The organism is Pseudoxanthomonas taiwanensis (genome assembly GCF_010093135.1).
GTDB classification, from domain to species: domain Bacteria; phylum Pseudomonadota; class Gammaproteobacteria; order Xanthomonadales; family Xanthomonadaceae; genus Pseudoxanthomonas; species Pseudoxanthomonas taiwanensis.
Genome location: NZ_PDWK01000021.1, coordinates 18,969 through 45,206, shown reverse-complemented (window position 1 = coordinate 45,206; position 26,238 = coordinate 18,969). Strand labels below are relative to the sequence as shown.

Sequence of the window (26,238 nt, the reverse complement as noted above, 5' to 3'; positions counted from 1 at the left end):
GGACAAGCCGCCGCCGCCGATCAAGGAGCTGTCGCCGCCCAAGCCGTCGCCGGTGCCGCCGCCGCCGGAGGCGCCGCCGATCGAGGTGGCCGAGCCGCGTCCCACCGACGTCTACGAGCCGCCCGCGCCGCCGGCGCCGCCGGCCCCCGTGGCGGACGTGGCCGCCAGCGTGGACATCTCGTCGAAGAACATGAACCCGCCGCGCTACCCGCCGGCCCCCGCGCGCGCCGGCATCGAGGGCGAGGTCATCCTTGTCATCGACGTCGATGCGAACGGTAACGTGACCAACGTGACGGTCGAGAAGTCGAGCCGCAATCGCGACCTGGACCGTGCCGCGGTCGAGGCCGCCCGCAAGTGGCGTTTCAATCCCGCCATCGTGAACGGCCAGAAGGCGGCCGGTCGCGTCCGGGTCCCGGTGAACTTCACCCTGGGTTGATTGCCTCTTTCCGGGCCGGAACCGGACCTGGCTCCGGCCCCCTTCCCCCCTTCATCACCAATCACACCAAAAGGTAAGCGTCATGCTGCAGGAACTCATCATCGCCTCCGCCGCTGCTGGGGGTAACAGCGCCTCCGCCCTCACGCAGATGGGCTTCGACCATCTGATCTCCGAGATGGTCTCCAAGCCGGGCGAGTTCGCCGTGTCCTGGGTCGTGCTGATCACCCTCGTGGTGATGTCGGCCCTGTCCTGGTACTGGACCATCTTCAACGCCATCAAGAACGCCCGCCTGAAGGCGGCCGCCGACCGCGTGATCAGCGCCTTCTGGGAAGCCCCGAACGCCCAGGAAGCCATCCGCGTCATGGAAGAGCAGCCGCGCAGCGAGCCGTTCTCGAAGATCGCCCTGGACGCCGCCCAGGCGGCCGCCCACCACCAGCGTTCCGAGGCCGGTGGCCTGGGTGAGAGCCTGAGCCGCTCGGAGTTCGTGGACCGCGCCCTGCGCCAGGCCGTCACCCGCGAGAGCGCCAAGCTGCAGTCGGGCATGGTGCTGCTGGCGACCGTCGGTGCGACCGCCCCGTTCGTGGGTCTGCTGGGTACGGTGTGGGGCATCTACGGCGCCCTGATCCGCATCGGCGCCACTGGTTCGGCCTCCATCGATGCCGTGGCCGGCCCGGTGGGCGAGGCGCTGATCATGACCGCCATCGGTCTGTTCGTCGCCATCCCGGCGGTGTTCGCCTTCAACTTCTTCAGCAAGATCAACAGCGCCACGATCGCCAAGTTCGACGCGTTCGCCCACGATCTGCACGACTTCTTCGCCACCGGCTCGCGCGTCCGCTGAGCCGGTTGCCGAAGCGTCGTCCCAGTAACACTCGGAGAGCCCCATGGCCTTCAGTACCGGCAACAACAGCGGCCCGATGAACGACATCAACGTCACGCCCCTGGTGGACGTGATGCTGGTGCTGCTCATCATCTTCATCATCACCGCGCCGCTGATGGCGCACAAGGTGAAGGTGGAGCTGCCGGAGGCGAACCTCGTCCACAAGGAAGAGGACAAGAACGACCGGCTCATGCCGATCACCGTGTCGGTGAAGGAGGACGGCTCGCTCTACTGGAACGACGAGCCGATCAACAAGGACATCCTCGAGTCCCGTCTGTCCAGCGCCGCCCAGCAGGTCCCGCAGCCGCCGCTCAACCTGCGCGGTGACCGCACGACCAAGATGCGCACGATCAACGAGATCACCCAGATCGCCCAGCGCAACGGCATGCTGGACATCGGCTTTGTCGCAACCAAAGAAAAGGGTCCGTAACCCATGGCTTTCAGTACCGGGGGCAACAAGGGCCCCATGGCCGAGATCAACGTCACGCCGCTGATCGACGTGATGCTGGTGTTGCTGATCATCTTCATCGTGACCGCGCCGATCATGACCTACCCGATCGACGTGGCCCTGCCGCAGCGGGTGATCAACCCGCCGCCGCAGTTGCGTGAGCCGCCGCCGCCGATCGAGCTGCGCATCGATGCGACCAACCAGATCTTCTGGAACAACAGCCCGATCTCGATCCGCGAGCTCCAGCAGAGGATGGAGACCGAGGTGCAGCGCGATCCGACCAACCAGCCGGAGCTGCGCATCGACGCCAGCGGCGACGCCGAGTACGAGGTCATGACCAAGGTCCTGGCCGCGGCCAAGAACGCGGACATGAAGAAGATCAACTTCATCCAGCCGTAACCGCTTCGCGCCCGGTCCCGCTCCCCTGCAGCGGCGGGACCCGGGCGCCAGGCGGCCAGCCCGGCCGCAAGCATCGGCGCCGCCCCGGAAGGGGCGGCGCTTTTTCTTTGCGCGTTGCTGCAGGGTGACGGCCGCGGGTCAGGCGCGGGCGAGGATGCCCAGGTAGCCGCGCACGGTGGCGGCCAGGCCGGCGTGCAGGGCCTCGCCGACCAGCGCATGGCCGATGGACACCTCCAGCACCTCCGGCACCGCGGCCAGGAAGGCGCCGAGGTTGGCCTGGGACAGGTCGTGGCCGGCGTTGACGCCCAGGCCCGCGGCCCGGGCCCGGCGCGCGGTGTCCGCGCAGGCCTGCAGGGCCGTGGCCGCGTCACCGGTGGCGAAGGCCTCGGCGTAGGGACCGGTGTAGATCTCCACCCGGTGCGCGCCCAGCGCGGCCGCGCGCTCCAGGTCGCGCACGCCCGGATCGACGAACAGGCTGACCCGGCAACCCAGCCCGGCGAAGGCCGCCACCTGCTCCGCCAGCGCGGTGGTGTCGCCGTCGAAGGCGAAGCCGTGGTCGGAGGTCAGCTGGCCGTCGGCGTCGGGCACCAGTGTCACCTGTGCCGGGCGCACCTGCTCGCACAGGGCCAGCAGGCCCGGGTAACCCGGCCGTGGCGGCGCGAACGGGTTGCCCTCGATGTTCAGTTCCACGTGGTACTCGGCGCACAGCGCGGCCAGGCCGGGCAGGTCCTCGGCCACGATGTGACGCCGGTCCGGCCGCGGGTGCACGGTGATGCCGTGGGCGCCGGCATCCAGGCAGGCACGGGCGGCGGCCAGCACGTCGGGTTCGCGGCCGCCGCGGGAATTGCGCAGCACCGCCACCTTGTTCACGTTGACGCTGAGCCGGGTCATGCGGGCGGCGGTTGCACGTCGTCGCCGGCGGCCCGGCCTTCCCCGGCGGCGCGGCGCCGGGCCTCGGCCAGCTCGCGCAGCCGCCGCAGCTCGGCCGGATCGATCATGGCCAGCTCGTCGCGGCTGCCGGCCTTCTCCAGGTACCAGCCGCGGATCCAGAGGCCGACCAGCACCACGGTGGCCAGCAGGGCCAGGGCCAGCACCCAGGCATGGGGGGTGGTCATCGCCACCGCCAGGGTCAGGACGGCGGCCAGCAGGTAGAGCCAATGCATGCGGATCTCCCCGGCAGGAGGGACCGGCCAATGATGCCGCGTCCGCGCGCCGCGGGACAGCGGCCTAGAGCAGCGGCGACAGCAGGCGGGCGAAGGCCTCCGGCAGGCGGTGGCGCCACAGCCCGGCCGGGCGGTCGGCACGCACCGGCGTGGCGGCGGAAAACTTCTGCTCCAGCAGGGCCTCCAGCGATGCGCAGCTGCCGCGGTCGCGCAGCAGCAGCGAGGCCTCGAAGTTGAGCCGGAAACTGCGGTGGTCGAAGTTGGCGCTGCCGACCATGCACAGCTCCTCGTCCACCAGCAGCGCCTTGGTGTGGATCATGCGCGGGCCGTACTCGTATACCTTCCCCCCGGCGGCCAGCAGCTCGTCGAAGTAGGAGCGCGCGGCCAGGGTCCCCAGCAGCGAGTCGCAGCGGCGCGGCCCCAGCAGGCGCACGCCCAGCCCGCCCAGTGCGGCCGAGGTCAGGGCCATGCGCGCGGCCTCGCCGGGCACGAAGTACGGCGTGGCCAGCCACCCCCGCCGGCGTGCCTCGTGGATCGCGCCCACGTACATCCGGTGGATGGACTCCCAGCTCGAGTCCGGACCCGAGACCAGCAGCTGCGCCGGGATCGGGCCGGGCACGGCCTTGGGCCAGTAGCCGGGCTGGTTGAAGTCGCGCGGGTCGCAGCCGGCCGCGTACACCCAGTCCTCCATGAAGACCAGCTGCAGGCTGCGCACCACCTGGCCCTCCACGCGCAGGTGCAGGTCGCGGTAGGCGCGCGGATCCAGCGTCTCGTCCTGGGCGTCGGTGATGTTGATCCCGCCGGTGAAGCCGGTCAGGCCGTCCACCACCACGATCTTGCGGTGGGTGCGCAGGTTGAGCCAGGGCCGGGTGAACGGGCGGAGGCGGGTGGGGTGGAACCAGCCGACCTCGCCGCCTGCGTCCAGCAGCGGCAGCAGGTGGCGGTGGCGCAGGCGTGAGGAGCCCACCGCGTCCAGCAGCAGCCGAATCCGAACGCCGGCGCGGGCACGCTCGGCCAGCAGCGCCAGCAGGCGCTGCCCGGTGCGGTCCGGCTCCCAGATGTAGTACTCCAGGTGGACGTGGTGGCGCGCGCCGGCGATGGCCTCCTCCAGCGCGGCATAGGTGGCGTGGCCGTCCACCAGCCAGCGGGCCGAGGTGGCGGTGGACGGCGGCAGGCCGGTGGCCGCCTGGCCCAGCCGGGCCAGTTCCACCGCGATCGGATCGCCGCCGGCCGAAGGCACCGCCTGGTCCAGGGTGGTGCGCGAGCGGCCGCGCCGCAGGCGCTGCCGCCGGATGCGCTGCGGACCGAACAGAAAATAGACCAGGAAGCCGAGGTAGGGCAGCGTGGCCAGCGCCAGCAGCCAGCTCAGCGTGGCCACCGGCTCGCGCTTCTGCAGCACGATCCAGATGCCCAGCCAGAGCACGTAGCCCAGCCAGGCGAGCAGCAGGTAGAGCCCCAGGTGGGGAGTGGCGCGCAGCCACTCCCAGGCGGAAACCAGCAGGTCAGGCATGGGGCCGATTCTAGGCGGCGACCGGGCCGACCGTACCACGGAGCAGGGGGCGCGAACGGCGGCGGCGCCGGTTCCGGAGGGGGCCGGCGGCGTAAACCGTTGCAGGCGGTGTATCGGACCTGCAACACCCCGCGGGAGCCAGCCGTGACAAGGCTTTCAAGCAGGCCGGCGCGTGCCCGCACCGCGGCGCTGTTACACCCGTGACACCGCAGGCGTCCGGCGAAACGGCACAACCTATTGGTTTTGCTGGGTTTTTCCTCTTGGCATGAAGCGTGCGACGAGGTTCCGGCCTCCCACCCAGGTGCACGAACATGCCACGCCATCACCTGTTGCTGATCGTTGCTGGAACGGCACTCCTGGCCGCGGCGCCGCGCCTGCACGCGGCCGACGCGCACATCGCCGTGCATCCCAGCCACGGGGAGATGGTGCTGCTGCGTGACGTCAACGCGCGCCCGGCCTACCGCCCGGCGCCGCCTTCGACGGCGCTGATCGTCGACCCCACGCCCCGCCGCGAAGTGGCCTACGTGCTGGGCACCGGCGAGCTGAGTGACGAGGACTTCGCCGGCATGTCCACCGGCCAGCGCGTGCACGCCGACGGTCCGCTGCCGGCGCGCATGACCCGCCAGGCTCTGGACGGCGTGTTCGACCAGGGCCAGGGCGGCACGCTGGTGCCCACGCGCGGCGCGGCCACGCTGGGTGGCGCCGGGGGCGGCGTCATCGGCCAGACCACGCGCGGGATCGGCGCGCAGGTCACCGGCGTCCTGTCGCAGCTGCCGTTCGGAGCCGCGCAGGCGCAGGGGGGAGGCAAGCCGTGAGCGCGGGGTTCCGTACCTGCCTGTTCATGCTGGCCCTGGGTGCCAGCCCGCTGGCCGTGGCGGACGAGTACGACGCGATGCTGCGTTACCTGACCGACACGCGCATCGACGGCCGTGCCCTGGCCGGGGCCAGCGGCGCCATCGCCGTCAACCAGGCGGCCGGCGACCTCAACCTGCAGGCCAACCTGCGCGGCCTGGCGATCGGCCGGCAGGCTTCCGCCCACGTGGACGCCCGCCAGCTGCAGCAGGGCCAGGTCCACGACCTTCCTTCCGAAGCCAGCGCCGTCGTCGGCGGCTCGGCCCTGTCCGGCGGCGCCGGGCTGGCTTCCATCAACCAGGCCAGCGGCAGCGGCAACAGCCAGGTCAACGCGCTGTCCGCCGCCGTCGGCCAACCAGGCACGCACGGGGGAGCAGGACTGAAGGTCCGCGGCAACCACGTGCCGGCACAGCGGCAGGACGTCTTCGCGCCCTCGGGAAGAAGGACCCTCACCCGGCAAGCCGTGGTGGAGGTCGGGGCTTTGCGCGGGTTCGAAGGGGTCGTGCAGCTGAACCAGATCGCGGGATCGGCCAACCGGGTCGGCAATGGACTGGCCCTGACGGTGCAGCCGTGACCGCGAGCAAGGGAGCAGGTGTTCCCATCACGTTGGAAGAAGAGAGAGAGTAGCCATGAAAAGGAACCTGAAGTGGAGCGTGCTCGCCGTCGCCATCGTCGCTGCCAACGCGTCGGTCGTCCAGGCCGGAAGCGGCCCGGACATCAACTTCGAGTGGAACTCGACGATCAACGACGAGGTCAACAACACCGTCAACAACGAACTCAACAATACCGTCAATAACGAGTTCAACACGAACGTGGACGTCGCCCTGAACAAGGACGTCAACGTCGACATCGACTACGCCGACAGCTACGAGAACACCGAGCGGTACCTCCACGACGAGGCGTACACCAACCACCAGACCACCGTCCGCCACGACGAGCAGGTGGACGTGGACTCCAACATCGAGCGCGACGAGCACAACGTCTCGGTCAGCCTGCGCAAGAGCCTGTCGCTGACCTCCGACGTGAACTTCAGTGGTGATCCGACCATCAGCGGCGACATCGAGGTCGACTCGGCCGCCATCGCCGTGGTCGACAACCGCCAGCTGGTCTCCGGCAACCGCGCCGCCAACGAGGAGCTGACCAACGAGGCCTCGCTGCGTGGCGATGCCGCCTCGGGCGCGTCCGGCAACCTGCAGTTCAACGTGGGCGCCGGTGACAACAACGTCCAGGACAACGCCGCGGCGCTGTCGGCGGCCGATGCCAGCTTCGCCTTCGGCGTGGCCGATGCCGAGGTGTTCGTCAACCAGCAGGGTGGCGGCAACTGGACCTCCAACGTGGGCGTGACCAACGACGCGGCCATTGCCGGCGGGGCGTTCTCCGGTGCCACCGGCAACATCGGCGTGAACGTCGCCTCGGGCAACAACAACGAGCAGAAGAACGCGCTGGCCGCCTCGGTGGCGACCTCCGCCTACGCGACCGCCTCGGTCAGCTCGAACCAGATCTCCGCGGGCAACACGGTCAGCAACGCGCCGTTGACCCGCGAGGTCTACGAGACGCTGCAGATCCAGCTCAGCGGCACCGTGGACGGCACCACCTCGTCCACCGGCACCGGCACCTACGAGGGTTCCGGCGCGGCGTACCAGATGGACAACTTCTATCTGGATACCTGGAGTGGCGCGCTGCCGCACACCAACGGCACCACCACCGGCCACATCGACATGGACGCCGACATCCAGAACGCCGTGGAGAACCCGAACCGTCCGGGCGTGGGCGGCATCGCCTTCGACACCGAGGAGTCCGGCACCCTGGCGTTCGAGGAGATGGGCACGGCCGAGCTGGAGGCCAACCTGAGCGGTACGGTGCTGTACTCGAGCAACACCGTCGTGGCCGCGGCGTACAACAGCGCCAGCCTGTCCGGTTCGGCGTTCAGCGGCGCCAGCGGCAACATCGGCGTGAACGTCGCCGCGGGCACCGGCAACCTGCAGGCCAACAGCCTGTCCATGGCCGTGGCCCAGCCGGGTGCCGGCGGCGGTGGCGGCGGCAACGGCGGCGAGTGAGCCGCATCCCTCTGGGGATGACCGGGTGAACACCGGTCACTGGACGTGACCGGTACCCACGGCGTCCCGCCCCGCCCTCCCCCGCGGGGCGGGACGCCTTCTCGCTGTACCGGATGCCGACGACCGCAGGGGACCACCATGCGCACCACCGCCTTCGCGCTCTCGACCTGCCTGCTGTGCCTGGAAGGCACGGCTGCGGGCGCGCGCGCCGCCGAGGTGGCCTTCACCGGCGTGCTGCCCAATGGCGCCCTGTACACCACGCAGGTGGAGAGCATGCACGACGCGCGCTTCCGCCACCTGGTCAGGCAGAAGAACGACTACAGCTGCGGCGCGGCCGCGCTGGCCACCATCCTGCGCTACGCCTACCACCTGGATGCCGACGAGGACACCGTCATCGAGGGCATGCTCGCCGTCTCCGACCCGGAGATCGTGCGCGAGCGTGGCTTCTCGCTGCTGGACATCAAGCGCTACGTCGAGTCCCTGGGAATGCGCGGGCGCGGCTACCGGGTGGACGAGGCGCGCCTGCGCACGCTGCGCGTGCCCGGCCTGGTGCTGATGGACGTGCGCGGTTTCCGCCATTTCGTCGTGCTCAAGCAGGTGCGCGGCGACATGGTCGAGGTGGCCGATCCGATCCTGGGCAACCGCGTGCTGCCGCTGGAGGAGTTCCTGCAGGCCTGGCCCTCGCGCGCGGTGTTCGTGGTCATCGGCAGCGATTTCGACCGCAACACGGTACTGCTGCAACCCAGCAGCAAGCCCAGTGCGCGAGCCATGTATGCGCACAGCCCGCTCACGGACGCGGAGCTGCTGGACTTCGGCTTCACCCATGCCGACCTGTTCTGAAAGGAGTCCTGCCATGAACGGCACACCGGTTTTCCTCCTGCGCGCCTGCGGCGCCGGGCTGGCCTTCGGGATGCTGGCCGCCGCGCTGCCCGGGATGGCGCAGGAGACCCCCAGGCCCGCCCGCGGACTGACCGAGCTCAGCGACGCGGAGCTGGGCGCCATGCGCGGCCGCTACACCGTCGGCGTCGACCAGGTGGCCTGGTTCGGCGTGACCATGGTGTCGCGCTGGGTGACCCAGGCCGGCCAGCTGCAGGCGCGCGTGCACATGGGCGTGGACGTGCGCGACCCGCGCCAGCCGCAGGTCACCTTCCAGCCGCACGTGAGCATCACCGCCGCCGACGCGCCGCTGCCGCCGGCGTCGTCCGGCCAGCGCACCGTGGATGCCGCCGGCTTGGCCAACGTCAACGGCATGGTGCAGAGCGTGCAGGTCGCCGGCGACGGCAACGTGGCCGCCAACCAGGCCGACGTGCGCGTGCGCCGGCTGGCCGCCGGCGAGGCGCCGCCGGCCGGCGGCGTGCAGGCGCTGTCGGCGCAGCAGAGCGTCGACGGCATGCAGGCCACCGCCACCCTCGACGGACAGGCGGCGCGGGTGCTGCTGCAGATCGACGGCCAGGGTGCGGTGCAGCAATGGATCGGCACCAGCGGCATGGGCCAGAGCATCCAGCTGGCGGCCGACGGCCAGGCGGCCAGCAACTGGATGGAGCTGGACGTGGCCAGGCAACCGCTGCCCGGACGCAGTATCGTTGGGCAGAACGTGGCCCAGGCCATCGCCCTGAGCCGCGGCCTGCCCGCCGGTTACTGAGCAAAGGAGTTGCCTGTGCGTATCCGAGCCCGCTTCGCGCCCCGTCCCTCCCGCCTGGCCGCCGCCGTGCTGCTGGTGGCCTGTGCGCCGCCGGTGCTGGCGCAGCAGCCGCCACCGCCCGCGCCGGCGCCCGTGACGCCGGAGGACGAGGCCGAGCTGCGCAGGCTCACCGAGCAGCTGGCCGCGCTGAAGGAGGCCTACGCCCAGGACGTGCGCCGCCTGCGCGAGCTGGACATGCAGGTGCAGGCGCTGCAGGCCCGCCTGCCGGGCAAGGCGGCGGCCGCCACCGTGCCGGCCCCGGCCCAGCCGGCGGCGCCCGCCGCGCCGGCGGCGCAGACCCCGCGCCCCGAGCCGGCCCAGCCGCAGGCTCCGGCCCGGCCGCCGGAGGGCTACGCCGGCACCGCCGACGACGCCGAGCGCGCGCGCCAGGAGATGAGCCGCAGCGTGACCGACGTGAAGGAGCAGACCCGCACCCTGTTCGACCAGCGCGTGGTTTTCGAGAACGGCCTGACCTACAACCGATACGACCGCAAGCAGCTGACCCTCAACGGCTTCCTGGCGCTGGACGCGATCTTCCTGGGCAACATCGCCATCGAGAACGTCGAGTCGGACACCCTCAGCTACAACGCCGGCCTGCGCTGGGGCGTGAGCCCGCGCCTGACCCTCAACCTGGACGTGCCCTACATCGCGCGCAAGACCGTGTACCAGAAGGGCGGCGCCGGCGGCGCGGCGGCGGCCATCGCCCAGGAGCACTCCAGCGGCCACGGCCTGGGCGACATCACCGCCAGCGCCAACGTCCGCCTGTTCAACGAGCGCGGCTGGCGCCCGGACACCGTGCTCAACGTCGGCATCACCGCGCCGACCGGGCGCGAGCCCTATGGCATCCCGTGGACCGTGCTCGAGCGCGACGACGACGACTTCATCCGCTTCGCGGTACCGGACGAGCAGCCCACCGGCAACGGCGTGTGGCAGGCCAGCGTGGGCCTGTCGGCGGTCAAGACCTCCGACCCGGCGATCCTGTTCGCCAACGCCGGCATGACCTATTCCAAGCGCGGCAGCTTCGACGACATCGACAACAACCCGGTCACGGTCAACCCGGGCGACGTCAAGCTCGGCAACTCCTACTACTTCGGCGCCGGCGTGGCCTTCGCCTTCAACGAGCGCACCAGCCTGAGCATCTCGCTCAGCGACCGCCTCTCGGCGCGGGCGCGTACCCGTTACCGTGGCGGCCCGTGGACCAAGGTGATCGGCAGCGACGCCAACGCCGCCATGTTCAACCTGGGGGTGACCTATGCACTCAGCCCGAACGCCACGCTGGTCGGATTGCTGGGCATCGGACTTACGCCGGACGCGCCGGACTTCACCCTCGGCTTCAAGGTGCCGTACACGCTGTAGGGCGGGCGCGCGGCCGGCGCCGCGCCCTGCGGGCTCAGCTGCGCAGGCTCTCCAGCCGCAGCTGGTGCTTGCGGCACAGCCGGTACACCGTCACCCGCGACACCCGCAGGCGCCGCGCGCATTCGCTGACGTTGTAGCCGCTCTGGTGCAGGGCCTCGAGCAGGGTGTCGCGCTCGGCGCGCTGGCGCGGGCAGATCGCGTGGCCGTCGGGCTGGGCCTCGTCCGGCGCGTCCAGCTGCAGCGCCTGCACCGGGATCAGCTCGGTGTCGCAGACCACCGCCGCGCGGCGCACCCGGTTGGCCAGCTCGCGCACGTTGCCCGGCCAGCCGTGCAGGCGCATGGCCCGGCGCGCCTCGGGGGTGAAGCCGCGGGCGCGGGTCGGATGCTCCTTGCGGAAGGCCTCGAGGAAGTGTGCGGCCAGCAGCTCGATGTCGTCCCCGCGGTCCCGCAGCGGCGGCATGTGCAGGCGCAGGACGTCCAGGCGGTAGAACAGGTCCTCGCGGAAGCGGCCCTGCGCCACCGCCTGTTCCAGGTTGACGTGGGTGGCGGCCAGGACGCGCACGTCCACCCGAATCTGCTGGTGGCTGCCGATCCGCTCCAAGGTGCCCTCCTGCAGCACCCGCAGCAGGTTGGTCTGCGCGTCCAGCGGCAGGTCGCCGACCTCGTCGAGGAAGATGGTGCCGCCGTGGGCGGCCTCGAACATGCCGATGCGGCGCGCGGTGGCGCCGGTGAAGGCGCCCTTCTCGTGGCCGAACAGCTCCGACTGCACCAGGTACGGCGGCAGCGCGCCGCAGTTGACCGCGATGAAGGACCCGTCGCGGCGCCGCGACATGCGGTGCAGCGCGTGCGCGGCCAGCTCCTTGCCGGTGCCGGTCTCGCCGGTGATCAGCACCGGCAGGTCGACCGGCGCGAACTTGTTGAGGTTGGTCCGGATGCGGAGCATGCACGGGCTGGTGCCGACCAGGCTGTCGTCGTCCTCGGGCACCGCGGCGCCTTCGGCCAGGGGCTGCAGGCTGCGCATCTGCGCCAGGTCCAGCGGTTCGCGCAGGCGCAGGTACGCGCGCACGCGCGGCAGCGTCTCCGGCGCCTCGCCGAGGAAGGCCCACGGCAGCTCCGGATAGCGCTCGAGCAGGCGCATCGCTTCCCCGGTCCAGGCCGGGTTGGCCCGGCGCAGATCGAGCAGGGCCACGACCAGATCGGTCCCGCGCAGGCCGATGTGCGTACGGGCCGGCGCCTCCACCACCCGCAGCCCCCAACCTGCTGCTGCAAGGACCTCACGTTCACGCCGCGACGGTTGACCGAGCCAGATCAGACAACGCTTCCTGACGTCGCCTACTGTCACGTGAAACTGCTCCTGTGTGACAGGCCCCCCGGGAACGGCAAGGGTTACCGTGAAGACCGTTAGGATAGTGTGAATACTGCACGGTTTTCATGTGATTTGCGTCAATGTGGTGATGCCCGGCATGCATACGCCGGCGCATGTGGACGTGTCGTGCCATGAACGGATGCGCGCGGCGCTGGCCGCGTCGCATCCACTGAGACCGGCGGCGGTAGCCTTGGCGGCATGACCGAGACGATCAAGGGCCGCGGCTCGCGGCAGTACCTGCCCGGACGTTTCGAGCAGACCACGGTCGAGGCGGTGGACGACGGCTGGGAGGGGGCGGCCGAGCCCATGTCCGGGCCCGATCCGGCGCGCCCGCGCACCGAGGTCCGCGAGGAGGCCGCGCGCGGCATCATCAGCCGCAACGATTCGCCGGACGTGGGCTTCTCCCGCTCGGTGAACCCGTACCGCGGCTGCGAGCACGGCTGCAGCTACTGCTTCGCCCGGCCCTCGCACGCCTACCTCAACCTCTCGCCGGGCCTGGACTTCGAGACGAAGATCTTCGCCAAGACCAACGCGCCGGAGCTGCTGCGCCGCGAGTTCTCCCGTCGCGGCTACCGGCCCGAGCCGATCGCCCTGGGCATCAACACCGACGCCTACCAGCCGGTGGAGCGGCGCCTGCGCCTGACCCGGCGGCTGATCGAGGTGATGCTCGAGTGCCGGCACCCGTTCACCCTGATCACCAAGAACGCGCTGGTCGAGCGCGACCTGGACCTGCTGCAGCCCCTGGCGGCGATGGACCTGGTGAAGGTGTATTTCTCCGTCACCACCCTGGATCCGCACCTGAGCGCGCGCCTGGAGCCGCGCGCGGCCGCCCCGCACGCCCGGCTGCGGGCGATGGAACGGCTGCACGCGGCCGGGGTGCCGGTGGGCGTGATGTTCGCCCCGGCCATTCCCTGGGTGAACGACCACGAGCTGGAGGCGGTGCTGGAGGCGGCGCGCCAGGCCGGCGCCGAGAGCGCCGGCTACGTGCTGCTGCGCCTGCCGCACGAAGTGGCGCCGCTGTTCCGCGACTGGCTGCAGGCGCACCTGCCCGACCGCGCCGAACACGTGATGAGCACGCTGCGGCAGATGCGCGGCGGGCGCGACTACGAGTCCGGCTTCGGCACGCGCATGCGCGGCCGCGGCCAGTACGCCGAACTGCTGGAGCACCGCTTCGTCCTGGCCCGGCGCCGCTTCGGCTACGACGGGCTGCGGCCGCGGCCGCTGGACTGCAGCCGCTTCACCGCGCCGCGGCCGGACTCGCCGCAGGGCGAGCTGTTCTGACTCAGTGCGGCCGGGCCGGGTAGGCGATGAGCAGCACCAGGTCCTCCTCGCCGGCCTGCTCGATGGCGTGGGTGCTGCCGGCGCGGGTGAGCATGGCGTGGCCGGGGCCGACCTCGTGCACCTGGCCGTCGACCACGTAGCGACCGCGGCCGGAGAGCACGTAGTAGATCTCGTCGTGCTCGTGTGGATGCAGGCCGATGCCGGCGCCCTTGTGCAGCACGCGCTTGCGCAGCACGAACGGCAGGCCCGGGGCGTCGGCGAACAGCGGGTAGGCGGTGGTGGTGCCGGCGCCGCCGTGCGGCCCCGGCTGGGTGCGGGCCAGGCCGGCCTCGTGCACCACCTGCGACGGATGCGCCTGGCCGGCGCGGCGCGCCAGCGCGTCGGGCGGGGCGCCGCAGTCGGTGTCGCGCACCACATGCGCGGCCAGGGCCGGGTCGAGCGCCTTCCAGCCGCGCACCACCAGGCAGGCGACCAGGGTGGCACCGGTCTCGCTGAAATGGGTGTCGTCGGCCAGCCCGCGCTCGGGCACGTGCATGAAGTAGGGGCGCGAGGCCTCGTCGCCGAGCGCGCGCAGCCAGTCGGTGCTGCTGGCGTTGAGGTCGATCAGCGCCACCTCCTCGCGGCGGGCCAGGGCGCGCACCGCCTCGGCGTAGCGGCCGTGGGTGTCGAGCAGGGACCGGTAGGAGAACACGCGCCGGGACACCGGGGTCAGCAGGATCGGCGTGGCCCCGCGCGCACGGGCGGTCTCCACGTAGCGCATCAGCCAGTGCGGGTAGGCCTGCTCCGGGTCGTTGTAGCGGGTCGGGTCCTCGAACTTGGCGTCGTTGTGGCCGAACTGCACCAGCAGCACGTCGCCGCGGCGCAGCTCGCGCGCGATCGGTTCCAGCCGCCCTTCCTCGATGAAGCTGCGCGCGCTGCGGCCGTTGACCGCGTGGTTGCGCACCTCCCAGGCGGCCGGGTCGAGGAAGTCCTGCAGGCGCGCGCCCCAGCCCTGCTGCGGGGCGCGTTCGGGTGGATAGTCGGCGGCGGTGGAATCGCCGGCGATGAACACCCGGCGCGGCGCCGCCTCCGCGGCCGCCACCAGGGCCAGGCACGCCAGCAGGGCCGCGCCGAAGCGGGGGATCCGGTGCATGGAACCTCCGGGAAAACGGACCCGTGGCCGCGCGGCGGCACCGCGCGGCCGTCACGGATCAGCGCGCCAGCCAGCCGCCGTCGACCGGGATGATCGCGCCGTTGACGTAGTCCGAGGCGCTGCTGGCCAGGAACACCGCGGCGCCGCCCAGGTCCGCCGGGGTGCCCCAGCGCCCGGCCGGGATGCGGCCGAGGATCTCGGCGCTGCGCTTCTCGTCGGCGCGCAGCGCGGCGGTGTTGTCGGTGGCCATGTAGCCCGGGGCGATGGCGTTGACGTTGATGTTGCGGCTGGCCCACTCGTTGGCCAGCAGGCGGGTGATGCCGGCGATGCCGGACTTGCTGGCGGTGTAGGACGGCACGCGGATGCCGCCCTGGAAGGACAGCATCGAGGCGATGTTGATGATCTTGCCGCCGCCCTGCTGCATGAAGTGGCGGCCGGCGGCCTGGCACATGAAGAACGCCGACTTGATGTTGACGTTCATCACGTCGTCCCAGTCCTGTTCGGTGAAGTCCACCGCGTCGGCGCGGCGGATGATGCCGGCGTTGTTGACCAGGATGTCCAGGCGGCCGAGGCCGTCGAGGGTCTCCTGCAGGATGCGCGGGATCGGCTCGATGCTGATCAGGTTGGCCTGGATGGCGAGGAAGCGCCGGCCCAGCGCCCGCACCTTCTGCTCGGTCTCGGTCGGGGGCTGGATGCCGGCGGCGGCGATGTCGGCGCCGGCCTCGGCCAGCGCCAGCGCGATGCCCTGGCCGAGGCCGGTGTTGGCGCCGGTGACGAGGGCGACCTTGCCCTCGAGGCTGAACGGGTTGGCCATCGTGTTGCTTTCCTCCGCTGTGGATGGGGCGCGCCGGCGGCCGGCGCGCCGCGGGCGCTTACTTGAGCTGGCAGATGTCCAGCACGTGCATGTCGGTGTAGTCGAGGTTCTCGCCGCCCATCGCCCAGATGAAGGCGTAGTTGCTGGTGCCCGAACCCATGTGGATGGACCAGGGCGGGGAGACCACCGCCTCCTCGTTCTTCATCACGATGTGGCGCTGTGCGTCCGGCTGGCCCATGAAGTGGTAGACGCGGTCGTTCTCGCCCAGGTCGAAGTAGAAGTAGACCTCGCTGCGGCGGTCGTGCAGGTGCGGCGGCATGGTGTTCCACACGCTGCCCGGCTTGAGGATGGTCAGGCCCAGCAGCAGCTGCGAGGACTTGCAGGTGGAGGGCACGACCAGCTGGTAGATGGTGCGCTCGTTGCTGGTCTCCAGCGCGCCGCGCTCCAGCGCCACCGCATCCTTGATGGACAGGTGCCGGGTCTCGAAGCGGGCGTGGGCCGGGGTGGAGGCCAGGTAGAAGCGCGCCGGGTTGGCCGGGTCGAGGGAGGCGAAGCTGACCTCCTCGCTGCCCATGGCCACGTACAGGCAGTCCTTGGGCTCGAGCACGTACTCGGTGCCGTCCACGGTCACCTTGCCGGCGCCCTTGCCGACGTTGACCACGCCCAGCTCGCGGCGCTCCAGGAACGGCTTGCCGGCGGCCGAGGCCGGCTCGGTCTGGCGCGGCAGCGACACGGCCTGCTTCACCGGGGCGGCGCCGCCGATCACGAAGCGCTCGTAGTGGGTGTAGCTCAGCCGCACCTGGTCCTCGGCGAACAGGTTGTCGATCAGGAACAGGTCGCGCAGCTGGTCGTTGCTGGCGCCTTCCATCACGCCCGGATGGGTGGCGTAGTAGGTCTTCTGGTACATCGGTACGGCTCCTGGGACACGGCGGGGGGACGGCCCCGCTTCCAACACGAGTGGGATGGTAGCCGGTTTGGTAACCGGTGTCATACCGCGCTGCGGAAAGCCGGCGCGGGCGCACCCGCGCCGGGTCGCGGGGGGCTCAGGCGGGGGGCTGGCAGGAATCGCGCACGACCAGGTGCGGGCGCACGCTGGCCACCGGCATCGGCGCGTTGCCGGCGCGGATCAGCATGGTCGCGGCGATGCGCCCGGTGTCGCGGGTGTGCCGACGCACCGAGGTCAGCGAGGGCCACAGGCGCGAGGCCAGCGGGCTGTCGTCGAAGCCGATCACCGACAGGTCGCGCGGGATGCTCAGGCCGGTGCGCATGGCCACCTTGTACACGCCGGCGGCCATCTCGTCGTTGCCGCAGAAGATCGCGGTCGGCCGCTTCTTCCCGGCCAGCAGCTTCTCCGCCGCGGCCACGCCCGACTCGAAGGTGTAGCCGGCCTCGATGATGCGCGCCTTCGGCACCGAGCCCCCGCGCGAGGCCAGGGCCTCGACGAAGCCGGCGGTGCGCTCCACCGCCGAGCGGTAGGCCGACGGGCCGGTGATCAGGGCGATGTCGCGGTGGCCCAGGGTCAGCAGGTAGTCGGCGGCCTCGGCCGCGCCGTCGCGGTCGTGGGTCACCACCAGGCGCGCGTCCTGGTCGTCCACGCCCATCGGCAGGATGCGGGTGTAGCGCACCCCCAACTCCGCCAGCATGTCGGCCAGGTTCTGGTCCTCGGATGCGCGCGGCACCAACATCACCCCGTGCAGCTTCTGCTGCTGCACGAAGCGCCGCACCCCGTCGATGTAGCCGGGGCTGCGCGTGTCGCACGGATGCACCACCAGCTCGTAGCCCGAGTCGCGCAGCGCATCCAGTGCGCCGTACTGCATGTCCACGATGTACTGCGCGGTGGGGTTGTCGTAGACCATGCCGATCAGGAACGAACGGCGGAAGGCCAGGCCGCGCGCCAGCGGATCGGGCGTGTAGCCGACTTCGCGCATCAGCGCCTCGACCTTCTCGCGGGTGTCCTTCCGCACCAGCGGCGAGTTGTTGATGATCCGCGAGACCGTCTTCTTCGACACCCCGGCCAGGCGGGCGATGTCGTTGATGGTGGCCGGCTTGCCGGTGGATGCGGGCCGGGTGCCCGTGGCGGCGGATGTCTTGCGGGGCATGGTCGGCTTGGGGTCCTTTGGACCGATTCTAGCCGGAGCCGCCGGCCCGCGCCGGGCCGGGGCGGACCGGCGCGGGAAGGGTCAGCCGCGCAGCAGCGCCGGCAGCCACAGCGACAGCTCCGGGAACAGGGCCACGACCAGCAGCACGCCCAGCCCGGCAAGCCAGAACGGCCAGATGGTCTTCATCACCTGGCCCACGGTCACCTTGCCGATGGAGGTGCCGATGAACAGCACCGAGCCCACCGGCGGGGTGACCAGACCCAGGCCGCCGGTCAGCACCAGCACCAGGCCGAAGTGGATCGGGTCGATGCCGTAGGCGCGGGCCACCGGCAGGAAGATCGGGGTGCAGATCAGGATCATCGGCGCCAGGTCCATGAAGGTGCCCAGCACCAGCAGCATGACCACGATCAGCAGCAGCACGGTGGTGCGGCTGCCGGCGATGGACTGCAGCAGCTCCACCGCCGCCGCCGGCACCTGCAGGTAGGCCAGGAGCCAGCCGAACACCGCCGCGGTGGCGATCACGAACAGGATCACGCCGGTGTTGCGCGCCGCGTGCACCACCGTGTCCAGGAACTCGCGCAGGCGCAGCTGCCGGTACAGGACCACGGTCACCAGCAGGGCGTAGACCACGGCGATGGCCGCGCTCTCCACCGCGGTGAACACGCCGGCGCGGATGCCGACGAAGATGAGGGTGACCAGGCCCAGCCCAGGCAGCGCCGCGACCGCGCGCACCAGCACCGCGCGCCAGCCGGGGAAGGCCTCCACGCCGTAGCCGCGGCGCCGCGCCACCAGGTAGCCGGTCGCCATCAGCGCCAGGGTCATCATCAGTGCCGGCACGATGCCGGCGGCGAACAGGTCGGCGATGGACAGGCCGCCGCCGGCCGCGGCCGAGAACAGGATCAGGTTGTGCGAGGGCGGCACCAGCAGCGCCACCAGCGCCGCGGTGATGCTGACGTTGACCGCGAAGTCGCGGTCGTAGCCGCGTCTGACCATCTGCGGGATCATCGTGCCGCCCACCGCCGAGACGTCGGCGATGGCCGAGCCGGACACGCCGCCGAAGAACAGCGAGGACAGGATCGAGACTTGGCCCAGGCCGCCGCGCAGGCGGCCGACCAGCGAGGAGGCCAGCGCGATCAGGCGCTCGGAGATGCCGCCGCGCAGCATGATCTCGCCGGCGAAGATGAACAGCGGGATGGCGATCAGCGAGGCCGAGCCGCTGCCGGCCGAGACCTGCTGGGCCAGCACCACCGTCGGCAGGTCCAGGTACAGCAGCACGGCCAGCGAGGCGCCGGCCAGGGCGAAGGCGACCGGCACGCCGATCAGCAGCAGCAGGGCGAACACGCCGAACAGCAGGGCGATGGCCATGTCTCAGTGCCCTCCTTCGGACGCGGCGCGCGGGGCCAGGGCCAGCGCCAGGCGGTGCAGTGCGAACAGCACCGTCAGTGCGCCGCCGGCGGCCAGCGGCAGGTAGTTGATGCTCTGCGGCAGCGGCGCGCCGGCGGCCTTGATGTCCCAGCCGTCCACCAGCAGCACGCCGGCCCACCAGGCCAGCACCCCGCCGATGGCGCCGGTGGCCAGGCACACCACCGCGTCGGCCACGCGCCGTGCGCCCGGGCCGAGGCGGTCGTGCAGCAGGTAGAAGCCGAAGTGGCGCTGCGTGTGCACGCCGGAGGCCGCGCCCAGGCCCATGGCCGTGGCCAGCAGCAGCACCGTGACCGGCTCGGTCCAGCTGGGCGAGTCGTTGAGCACGTAGCGGGCGAACACCTGCCACCCCTGCACCACCACCAGCCCCAGCAGCGAGGCGGCGGCGATGCCGATGGCCAGGCCGGCGATGCGGTCCAGCGCGCGCTGGACGGCGGAGGCCGGCGGGACGGTCGGGGCGTGGGACATCGCGGAATCCAGGCTCAGGCGAATTGGCGGATGCGGCGGTGCAGGTCGGCGAGCGCCGGGTCGCGCAGGTAGGCCTCGCGCAGCGGCCTCACCGCGGCGTGGAAAGCGGGCATGTCCACCTCGTTGAACTCGACCCCGTGCTCCAGCACCGCCTGGCGGGCGCGGCCCTCGGACTCGTCCCAGTGCCGGCGCATCACCTCCACCGAGGCGCGCGCGGTCTCCACCAGCAGGCGCCGGTCGGCGGGGGCGAGCGAGTCGAAGGTGGCGCGCGAGACCAGCAGGATGTCCGGCGCGTAGGAGTGCTCGCTCTGCGACCAGTACCGCGCCGCCTCGAAGTGGCGGCTGGAGTGGAAACTGCGCAGGTTGTTCTCGGCGCCGTCGATCATCCGCGTCTCCATGCCGGAGAAGGTGTCGCCCAGCGACATCGGCGTGGGGTTGGCGCCGAGCAGGCGCACCAGCTCGATGAACATGTCCGAGGAGGCCACGCGCAGCTTCAGGCCGCGCATGTCCGCGGGGCGGTGGATCGGGTGGCGGGTGTTGTAGAAGCAGCGTGCGCCACTGTCGTACACCGCCAGGCCGACCAGGTCGCGCGCCTCGAAGCCGCGCAGCACCGCGTCGGCGATGCCGTGGTCCAGGGCGTGGCGCATGTGCGCCACCGAGTCGAACACGTACGGCAGGCACAGGGCGCGGGTCAGGGGGAAGGCGTTGTTGAGCGCGCCCGAGTACACGCGGGTGATGTCGATCACCCCGAAGCGGGCCATGTCGATGGCCTCGGACTCGCGGCCCAGCTGGCCGGAGTGGTACAGGCGGATGTCCAGGCGCCCGCCGGTGCGCTCGCGCAGGGTCTGGCCGATCCAGCGCACCGCCTCCACCGTCGGGTAGTTGGCCACGTGCACGTCGGAGGCGGTGAGCAGGCGCGTGCCGCCGGCGGCGTCCGCGCCACGCGCCAGGCCCGCCAGCGGCAGCGCGCAGGCGGCCCCGGCGCCGGCCAGCAGCAGGCGGCGCCGGCTCAGCCGGGCCATGCCAGGTCCCCGCGTTCGCCGGCCGGTTCGGCGCGGCACTCCAGCACCGCGTGGCCGGCGAACACCACCTTGCCGGTCTGGCCCGGCAGGATGTCGTGGATGCCGGTGGCGTTGCCGGTGGCGATCAGGTCGCCGCGGCGCAGCGGGCGGCCGCGGCGCGCCGAGCGCGCCAGGGCGAAGGCGAAGGCGCCGCGCAGGCCGCCGGGCAGGCGCATGGCCCCGCCGGTGCCGACGCTGGCGCCGTCGATGAAGGTCTCCGCGCGCAGCTGCGCCTCGTCCAGCGTGGTCCAGTCCGGGATCTCCGGGCCCACCATCAGGCCGTTGTTGTTGCCGAAGTCGGAGACCACCACCCGCGGGCCCAGCGCGTTGATCGTGGCCAGCGGACTGCTGGCCACCTCCAGGCCGGTGAACAGCGTGGCCGGGTGCGCGGCCGCCTCCTCCGGGGTCCAGTCCAGCTTGTCGGCCGGGGCGTCGGCGTCCACGCGCAGCACGTACTCGGCCTCGATCGCGGCGAAGCCGCCCACGAACACCGGCACGGGCTGGGTGGCACCGGTGGCATGCCAGCACTGGCGGGCGAACACCGGGCCGAGCAGGCGTTCGTCGCCGGAGGCGTCGCGCCGCTCCGGGGCGATGTAGCCGACCTTCCAGCCGACCACCCTGTCCGGCCAGCGGGCGATGGCCAGGTCCTGCACCCGGTAGGCGGCCACCAGGTCCTCCGGGACCGGCCCGGGGAACCCGGCCAGGGCCTGGCCGTGGCGGCGTGCGTGCACGAAGCGTTCGGCGATGGCGACCATCTCCGGCGTCGTCGTCCCTTCCCCACTGCCGTTGAGCTTGCTCAAGTCGCCTCCGCTGGTATGTCTCGTCCGCCATGCTGCGGCGCCGTAAGACGGCGCGCGTGCGGCGGTATATGGTAAACCGGTGTCATCCGACAATTTGCCGCGTGGCGTCACGGCTCGCACGCTGCGCCGCAGCAGGAGGGGAGGGTTGTCCGCGATGGGGGTGCCGTTCGTGCGCCGTGCGCTCCGGGCCTGGTGCCTGGGCGGAGTGCTGCCGGGCCTGCTGGCCCTGCCGGCCCTGGCCGCCGGCCCGGCGCGGGTGCCGCTGTGGCCGGACGTGCCGCCGGGTTCGGAAGGCGTGGTGCTGGAGGAGCGTACCGTCGAGCGCAGCGACGACCCGGCCCTGCCGGACCGCTTCGTGGACGGCATCGCCCGGCCGTTCCTGCGGGTGTACCGGCCGCAGCGGCCGGACGGTCGCGCGCTGCTGGTGGTGCCCGGCGGCGGCTACCAGCGCGTGGTGGTGGACAAGGAGGGCACGGCGCTGGTGCCGGCCTTCGCCGAGGAGGCGGGCCTGACCCTGTTCGTGCTGTATTACCGCCTGCCCGGCGAGGGTCACCGCGGCGCGGCCGACGTGCCGCTGGCCGACGCGCAGCGCGCCATGCGCCTGGTCCGGCACCGCGCGGCCGAGTGGGGCATCGATCCGGCCAGCGTGGGCGTGATGGGCTTCTCCGCCGGCGGCCACGTGGCCGCCAGCCTGGCCACGCGCCACGCCGAGCCGGTCTACGCGCCGGTGGACGAAGCCGATGCGGAGGACGCGCGCCCGGCGTACGCGGTGCTGGTCTACCCGGTCATCGACATGGGCACGCACACCCACCCCGGCTCGCGGGAGCGTCTGCTCGGCCCGATGCCGGACCCGGAACAGGTGGCGCGGTACTCGCTGCACCACCGCGTCGGCGCCGACACCCCGCCGGTGTTCCTGCTGCACGCGCAGGACGACGACGTGGTGCCGGTGGAGAACACCCTGCTGTTCGAGGCCGCGCTGCGCCGCGCCGGCATCGAGCACGAAACCCATCTCTATGCCCGCGGCGGGCACGGCTTCGGCGGGCGCGGGGCGCACGGCACGCTGGCGCTGTGGCCGCGCTTGGCCGTGGCCTGGTTCCGCGCGCACGCGCCGCTGCCCGGCGCGGCGACCGAGGAGTGAGACCCATGGACACCCGCGACGACCCGCTGCCCGACCCCCGCCGCCGCCGCCTGCTGCAGGCCGCGGCCCTGGGCGCCGGCGTGGCCCTGGCCGGACCGGGCCCGCTGGCGCATGCCGCCGGCGAGACCGGCAGCCTCGCCCGCACCCGCCACGGCCGCGTGCGCGGCGTGCGCGAGCACGGCGTGCACGTGTTCCGCGGCATCCGCTACGGCGCCGACACCGCGCCGCTGCGCTTCCGTCCGCCGCGGCCGCCGCGGCCCTGGCGCGGCGTGGCCGAGGCCACCGCCTACGGTGCCCCGGCGCCGCAGCGCCACCAGGCCGGCAGCGAGGACTGCCTGTTCCTCAACGTGTGGACGCCGGGCCTGCGCGACGGCGCGCGCCGCCCGGTGCTGGTCTACATCCACGGCGGCGGCTACGACACCGGTTCGGGCTCGGACCCGGTGTACGACGGCACCCGCCTGTGCCGGCGCGGCGACGTGGTGGTGGTGACGGTCAACCACCGCCTCAACGCCTTCGGCTACCTGTACCTCGGGCGGCTGGCCGGCGCGCCGTTCGCGGCCTCCGGCAACGCCGGCCAGCTCGACCTGGTGCTGGCGCTGCAATGGGTGCGCGAGCACGCCGCCGAGTTCGGGGGCGATCCGGACAACGTCACCGTGTTCGGCCAGTCCGGCGGCGGCGCCAAGATCGCCACGCTGATGGCCATGCCGGCCGCGCGCGGCCTGTTCCACCGCGCCTGGACCATGAGCGGCCAGCAGGTCACCGCCGCCGGGCCGCGCGCGGCCACTCAGCGCGCGCAGCGCCTGCTGGAGGCGGCGGGCCTGGACCCGGCCGCGCCGGACGCGGTGGAGCGGCTGCTGGCGCTGCCGGCCGAGGCGATCCTGGAGGCCACCGCGGTGCGCGACTTCTCGCGCATCGAGGACACGCGCCTGTACTTCGGCCCGGTGATGGACGGGGAGGTGCTGCCGCGCCACCCGTTCTGGCCGGACGCGCCGCCGCAGTCGGCGCACATCCCCATGGTCATCGGCAACACCCGCGACGAGACCCGTGCCTTCCTCGGCGGCGACCCGGAGAACTTCACCCTGGACTGGGACCGGCTGCCGGAGCGGCTGGAGAAGCAGCAGTACGTGGACATCCGCGCCGACCTGGTGGTGGCGCACTACCGCGCGCTGTATCCGCACTACACACCCTCGGAGGTGTTCTTCGCCGCCACCACCGCCGGCCGTTCCTGGCGCGGTGCGGTGGAGGAACTGGAGGCGCGCGCACGCCAGCCGGCCGGGGCGGCGCCGACCTGGGCCTACCAGCTGGACTGGCCCTCGCCGGTCGAGGGCGGGCGCCTGCGCGCCTTCCACACCCTCGACATCCCGCTGGTGTTCGACAACGTGGACAAGCCCGGCGCGCGCGCCGGCGACGGCGAGGATGCCTGGCGCATGGCCGAACTGATGAGCCAGGCGCTGCTGGCCTTCGCCCGCCACGGCGATCCCAACCACGCCGGCCTGCCGCACTGGGAGCCGTACACGCTGCCGCGCCGTCAGACCCTGCTGTTCGATCTGCCGCCCGTGCTGGCCGACGATCCGCGCGGGGCCGAGCGCGCGTTCTGGCAGCAGGCGCCGTTCGTGCAGCGCGGGACCATGTAGGCGCGCCGGCAGCGCGGTGGCCGGGCACGGCGCGCGGGCGGACTGAAGACCGCCCGTGCGCGGCCGCTACCGTTGGCCTGTCCCCCGCAAGCCGGGAAGCCTTCGCCCGTGAAACACCGCTTCCTCGCCGCCGCGGTGGCGCTGTCCGCCGCCGCTTCCGCGCATGCCGCCCATCCCCGGTTCGTGGACTTCGTGGTCGGCAACGCGCACGACCGCGGGTTCACACAGTGTGATGCCGCCATCCGCGACGCCTTCGCTCACGCCGCCGGCGACGACGTGCGGGTGATCACCTTCCAGGGCGAGGACCGCTCCAGCCTGCGGATGGTCGCGGTCTATGGCAGCCCGGGGGACGTGGTCTACACCGAGGCCGAGTTCACCCGCGCCGGCGGCAGGTGCCGCTACTCCCTCAACCACACCATCGTCAGCAACCGCTCCTGCGCCGCCGAGATGGCGGCCCTGCCGGCGTTCCGCTTCGAGAACGAGACGGTGGGCGTGGTGTTCACCCGCAACGAGGGCGGCGTGAACCGGCTGCTGATCCCGGCCGGGCCGGCCGCGTGCACGGCCATCTTCATCCGCGACGGCGATGCCTGATCGCCCGCCGCCGGCCGCGCGCTCAGTAGTCGAGCGCGCGGTAGCCGAACCGGAGGAAGCGCACGCTGCCCTCGCCGGCGGCATAGATGGCCGGCTTCAGCGCCAGGAACTGGCCGGCCACGTTGTGGTGGTAGCCGGACACCTCCATCTGCACCGGGTACTTCTCCCAGTGCCTGCCGTCGGTGCTGGTGTGGATGGTGACGATGTGCCGGTCGTTGGTCACCCGCAGCCACAGCCTGCCGCCCCGTCCGGGAGGCAGGCCGCCGGCCGGCCGCTCCTGGCCGTAGCGGTGCATGACCAGCTGCTCGCCGTTGCTGCCCACGCCGGCGTACAGCCGCTCGTTGTAGAACAGCAGGGCGCCGCCGATGGCGCCCGGCCCGATCTCCATCTCGACCTCGAACCGGTAGGCCTTGTCGCCGGCGGTCACCGTCAGCGGCGAACTGTCGGCCGGGGTGCGGCCCTTGCCGCGCACGGTCATCGCCCCGCCGCCAAAGGACAGGCGTGCGTACTCGTCCGGGCCGGGCGCGAAGAACGCCCACTGCGGGCCGAGACGGTCGCCGTCGAAGTCGTCCGACAGGGCCATGCCGGGCGTGCCCACCACCTCGCCGGCGGGCTTGGGCAGCGGCTTGCCGAGGTCGCCGCCGCGGGCCACGAACCAGCCGTCCTCCGTCCACTCGACCGGCTCCAGCAGGGTCTGCCGGCCCAGCGTCCAGTAGCCGTTCTCGTAGCCGTGGTAGACCATCCACCAGCGGCCGTCGGTGCCCTCGACCAGGGTGGCGTGGCCGCGTGACCACCACGGCTCGTCGCGGCTGGCGGTGCGCACGATCGGGTTGTACGGCGAGTTCTCCCACGGCCCGTGGATGGAGCGCGAGCGCGCCGCGATCACCATGTGCCCGGTCGGCGGGCCGGCGGTGCCGCCGACCGCGGTGACCATGTAGTACCAGCCGCCGCGCCGGAGGATCTTCGGGCCTTCCTGGGCGTAGGCCTCCACGTCCCAGTCCTCGGGGTAGCGCCAGCCGTCGTAGGCGTGCTTCGGCTCGCCGGCCACGCGCAGGCCGTCGTCGGACAGCGGCACGTAGTCGCCGCCGCTGAGGAACAGGTAGCGCCGGCCGTCCTCGCCCACCGCGTGGCCAGGGTCGATGTACCGGCCCAGGCCCAGTTCCACGGGCTCGCTCCAGGGGCCACGGATGTCGTCGGCCCACACCACCCAGTTGCTGCGTGCCTGGCCCTCGGTGCCGCCGCGGCGGGCGGCGAAGTAGATGTAGTAGCGCCCCTCGTGCTTGACCAGGTCCGGTGCCCAGATCGAACCGACGTTGCGGGTGATCGCGTGGCCCAGCGGTACCCAGTTGACCAGGTCGCGCGAATGCCAGATCGGCAGGCCGGGATAGGCGTCGAACGAGGACACCGTCAGGTAGTAGTCCTCGCCGTCGCGCAGCACGGAGGGGTCCGGGTGGTCGCCGGGCAGCACCGGGTTGAGGAAGGTGCCGTCACCCAGGTCGGCCTGGCGCTGGTTCTCGATGCCGCGCTTCCAGGTGGCCGGGCCGGCGGCGCCGGCCGTGGCCACGGCGCCGGCCAGCAGCACCGCGGCCAGGACGCGCAGGCCGAAGCGGCGTGGCAGGACGGGGATCATGGCGGGCCTCGCCGGTCCGGGGG

Annotated in this window: 27 protein-coding genes; 14 read left to right on the top strand and 13 right to left on the bottom strand. The window is 72.1% G+C overall.

From position 1 onward, the window contains the following. The 4 genes from CR938_RS05975 to CR938_RS05960 all read left to right on the top strand — a co-directional run. Window positions 1-436: energy transducer TonB family protein (locus tag CR938_RS05975; RefSeq protein ID WP_162124118.1), on the top strand; the 436-nt coding region annotated here is incomplete at its 5' end. Window positions 437-518: 82 nt separating this feature from the next. Continuing rightward, window positions 519-1,274, top strand: a complete 756-nt coding sequence (exbB, locus tag CR938_RS05970; RefSeq protein ID WP_162124117.1) for a TonB-system energizer ExbB — start codon at window positions 519-521, stop codon at window positions 1,272-1,274. A gap of 43 nt (window positions 1,275-1,317) precedes the next feature. Continuing rightward, a complete protein-coding gene (locus CR938_RS05965) occupies window positions 1,318-1,743 on the top strand; it encodes an ExbD/TolR family protein (protein ID WP_162124116.1) in 426 nt (141 codons plus the stop codon). A 3-nt stretch (window positions 1,744-1,746) separates the two neighbouring features. Then, window positions 1,747-2,160, top strand: a complete 414-nt coding sequence (locus CR938_RS05960; RefSeq protein ID WP_162124115.1) for an ExbD/TolR family protein — start codon at window positions 1,747-1,749, stop codon at window positions 2,158-2,160. A gap of 138 nt (window positions 2,161-2,298) precedes the next feature. Here the strand turns inward: CR938_RS05960 and CR938_RS05955 are convergent, their stop codons facing one another. The 3 genes from CR938_RS05955 to cls all read right to left on the bottom strand — a co-directional run bounded on the left by CR938_RS05955 (window position 2,299) and on the right by cls (window position 4,833). After that, a complete protein-coding gene (locus CR938_RS05955) occupies window positions 2,299-3,051 on the bottom strand; it encodes a pyridoxine 5'-phosphate synthase (RefSeq protein ID WP_162124114.1) in 753 nt (250 codons plus the stop codon). Continuing rightward, window positions 3,048-3,323 carry a hypothetical protein gene (locus tag CR938_RS05950; RefSeq protein WP_162124113.1) on the bottom strand — a complete coding sequence of 92 codons (276 nt, stop codon included), beginning with the start codon at window positions 3,321-3,323 and terminating at the stop codon, window positions 3,048-3,050. The genes CR938_RS05955 and CR938_RS05950 overlap by 4 nt, the downstream gene beginning before the upstream one ends. Window positions 3,324-3,387: 64 nt before the next feature. Then, window positions 3,388-4,833 (bottom strand): cardiolipin synthase, encoded by a 1,446-nt coding sequence (cls, locus tag CR938_RS05945; protein WP_162124112.1) that lies wholly within the window; start codon window positions 4,831-4,833, stop codon window positions 3,388-3,390. Between the two features lie 311 nt (window positions 4,834-5,144). Between cls and CR938_RS05940 the strand changes: the two genes are divergently transcribed. The 6 genes from CR938_RS05940 (at window position 5,145) to CR938_RS05915 (ending at window position 10,779) form a co-directional block, all read left to right on the top strand. Beyond that, window positions 5,145-5,648: a hypothetical protein gene (locus tag CR938_RS05940; RefSeq protein WP_162124111.1), complete on the top strand. Its 504-nt coding sequence runs from the start codon at window positions 5,145-5,147 to the stop codon at window positions 5,646-5,648. Beyond that, window positions 5,645-6,259: a hypothetical protein gene (locus tag CR938_RS05935; RefSeq protein WP_343038571.1), complete on the top strand. Its 615-nt coding sequence runs from the start codon at window positions 5,645-5,647 to the stop codon at window positions 6,257-6,259. Before CR938_RS05940 ends, CR938_RS05935 begins: the two co-directional genes overlap by 4 nt. A gap of 55 nt (window positions 6,260-6,314) precedes the next feature. Then, entirely contained in the window at window positions 6,315-7,742 is a 1,428-nt protein-coding gene (locus tag CR938_RS05930) for an adhesin (RefSeq protein WP_162124110.1), read from the top strand. A gap of 138 nt (window positions 7,743-7,880) precedes the next feature. After that, on the top strand, window positions 7,881-8,582 hold the full coding sequence (locus CR938_RS05925) for a C39 family peptidase (protein ID WP_162124109.1): 702 nt from the start codon (window positions 7,881-7,883) through the stop codon (window positions 8,580-8,582). Window positions 8,583-8,595: 13 nt separating this feature from the next. Further along, complete coding sequence (locus tag CR938_RS05920; RefSeq protein ID WP_162124108.1) at window positions 8,596-9,384, top strand: hypothetical protein; 789 nt, start codon at window positions 8,596-8,598, stop codon at window positions 9,382-9,384. A gap of 21 nt (window positions 9,385-9,405) precedes the next feature. Beyond that, window positions 9,406-10,779, top strand: coding sequence for a transporter family protein (locus CR938_RS05915; RefSeq protein WP_425502421.1), 1,374 nt, complete (start codon window positions 9,406-9,408; stop codon window positions 10,777-10,779). 34 nt (window positions 10,780-10,813) lie between these two features. On the opposite strand, the gene CR938_RS05910 is transcribed toward CR938_RS05915, so the two are convergent. Continuing rightward, window positions 10,814-12,091 (bottom strand): sigma-54 interaction domain-containing protein, encoded by a 1,278-nt coding sequence (locus CR938_RS05910; RefSeq protein WP_162124122.1) that lies wholly within the window; start codon window positions 12,089-12,091, stop codon window positions 10,814-10,816. Window positions 12,092-12,343: 252 nt separating this feature from the next. On the opposite strand from CR938_RS05910, the gene CR938_RS05905 reads away from it, so the two are divergent. After that, window positions 12,344-13,426 carry a PA0069 family radical SAM protein gene (locus CR938_RS05905; protein WP_162124107.1) on the top strand — a complete coding sequence of 361 codons (1,083 nt, stop codon included), beginning with the start codon at window positions 12,344-12,346 and terminating at the stop codon, window positions 13,424-13,426. 1 nt (window position 13,427) lies between these two features. Here CR938_RS05905 and CR938_RS05900 read toward each other — a convergent pair whose 3' ends face one another. The 8 genes from CR938_RS05900 to CR938_RS05865 form a co-directional block, all read right to left on the bottom strand. Continuing rightward, on the bottom strand, window positions 13,428-14,558 hold the full coding sequence (locus tag CR938_RS05900) for a GDSL-type esterase/lipase family protein (RefSeq protein ID WP_162124106.1): 1,131 nt from the start codon (window positions 14,556-14,558) through the stop codon (window positions 13,428-13,430). Window positions 14,559-14,616: 58 nt separating this feature from the next. Next, window positions 14,617-15,372 (bottom strand): 2-dehydro-3-deoxy-D-gluconate 5-dehydrogenase KduD, encoded by a 756-nt coding sequence (gene kduD, locus CR938_RS05895; RefSeq protein ID WP_162124105.1) that lies wholly within the window; start codon window positions 15,370-15,372, stop codon window positions 14,617-14,619. A 58-nt stretch (window positions 15,373-15,430) separates the two neighbouring features. Next, complete coding sequence (gene kduI, locus CR938_RS05890; RefSeq protein ID WP_162124104.1) at window positions 15,431-16,279, bottom strand: 5-dehydro-4-deoxy-D-glucuronate isomerase; 849 nt, start codon at window positions 16,277-16,279, stop codon at window positions 15,431-15,433. Between the two features lie 136 nt (window positions 16,280-16,415). Continuing rightward, complete coding sequence (locus CR938_RS05885; protein WP_162124103.1) at window positions 16,416-17,471, bottom strand: LacI family DNA-binding transcriptional regulator; 1,056 nt, start codon at window positions 17,469-17,471, stop codon at window positions 16,416-16,418. Between the two features lie 81 nt (window positions 17,472-17,552). Beyond that, complete coding sequence (locus tag CR938_RS05880; protein ID WP_162124102.1) at window positions 17,553-18,836, bottom strand: TRAP transporter large permease; 1,284 nt, start codon at window positions 18,834-18,836, stop codon at window positions 17,553-17,555. A 3-nt stretch (window positions 18,837-18,839) separates the two neighbouring features. Further along, window positions 18,840-19,361, bottom strand: a complete 522-nt coding sequence (locus CR938_RS05875; RefSeq protein ID WP_162124101.1) for a TRAP transporter small permease — start codon at window positions 19,359-19,361, stop codon at window positions 18,840-18,842. Between the two features lie 14 nt (window positions 19,362-19,375). Then, window positions 19,376-20,383, bottom strand: coding sequence for a TRAP transporter substrate-binding protein (locus tag CR938_RS05870; protein ID WP_162124100.1), 1,008 nt, complete (start codon window positions 20,381-20,383; stop codon window positions 19,376-19,378). Then, window positions 20,371-21,177: a 2-keto-4-pentenoate hydratase gene (locus tag CR938_RS05865; protein WP_162124121.1), complete on the bottom strand. Its 807-nt coding sequence runs from the start codon at window positions 21,175-21,177 to the stop codon at window positions 20,371-20,373. Before CR938_RS05865 ends, CR938_RS05870 begins: the two co-directional genes overlap by 13 nt. Window positions 21,178-21,343: 166 nt before the next feature. Here CR938_RS05865 and CR938_RS05860 point away from each other — a divergent pair, with 166 nt between their 5' ends. From CR938_RS05860 to CR938_RS05850, 3 genes are all read left to right on the top strand, one after another. Next, a complete protein-coding gene (locus tag CR938_RS05860; RefSeq protein WP_425502420.1) occupies window positions 21,344-22,360 on the top strand; it encodes an alpha/beta hydrolase in 1,017 nt (338 codons plus the stop codon). Window positions 22,361-22,365: 5 nt separating this feature from the next. Beyond that, a complete protein-coding gene (locus CR938_RS05855; protein WP_162124099.1) occupies window positions 22,366-23,994 on the top strand; it encodes a carboxylesterase/lipase family protein in 1,629 nt (542 codons plus the stop codon). A gap of 108 nt (window positions 23,995-24,102) precedes the next feature. Next, on the top strand, window positions 24,103-24,585 hold the full coding sequence (locus CR938_RS05850) for a hypothetical protein (protein ID WP_162124098.1): 483 nt from the start codon (window positions 24,103-24,105) through the stop codon (window positions 24,583-24,585). Window positions 24,586-24,607: 22 nt separating this feature from the next. On the opposite strand, the gene CR938_RS05845 is transcribed toward CR938_RS05850, so the two are convergent. Beyond that, entirely contained in the window at window positions 24,608-26,215 is a 1,608-nt protein-coding gene (locus CR938_RS05845; RefSeq protein ID WP_162124097.1) for a family 43 glycosylhydrolase, read from the bottom strand. Window positions 26,216-26,238 lie beyond the last annotated feature (23 nt).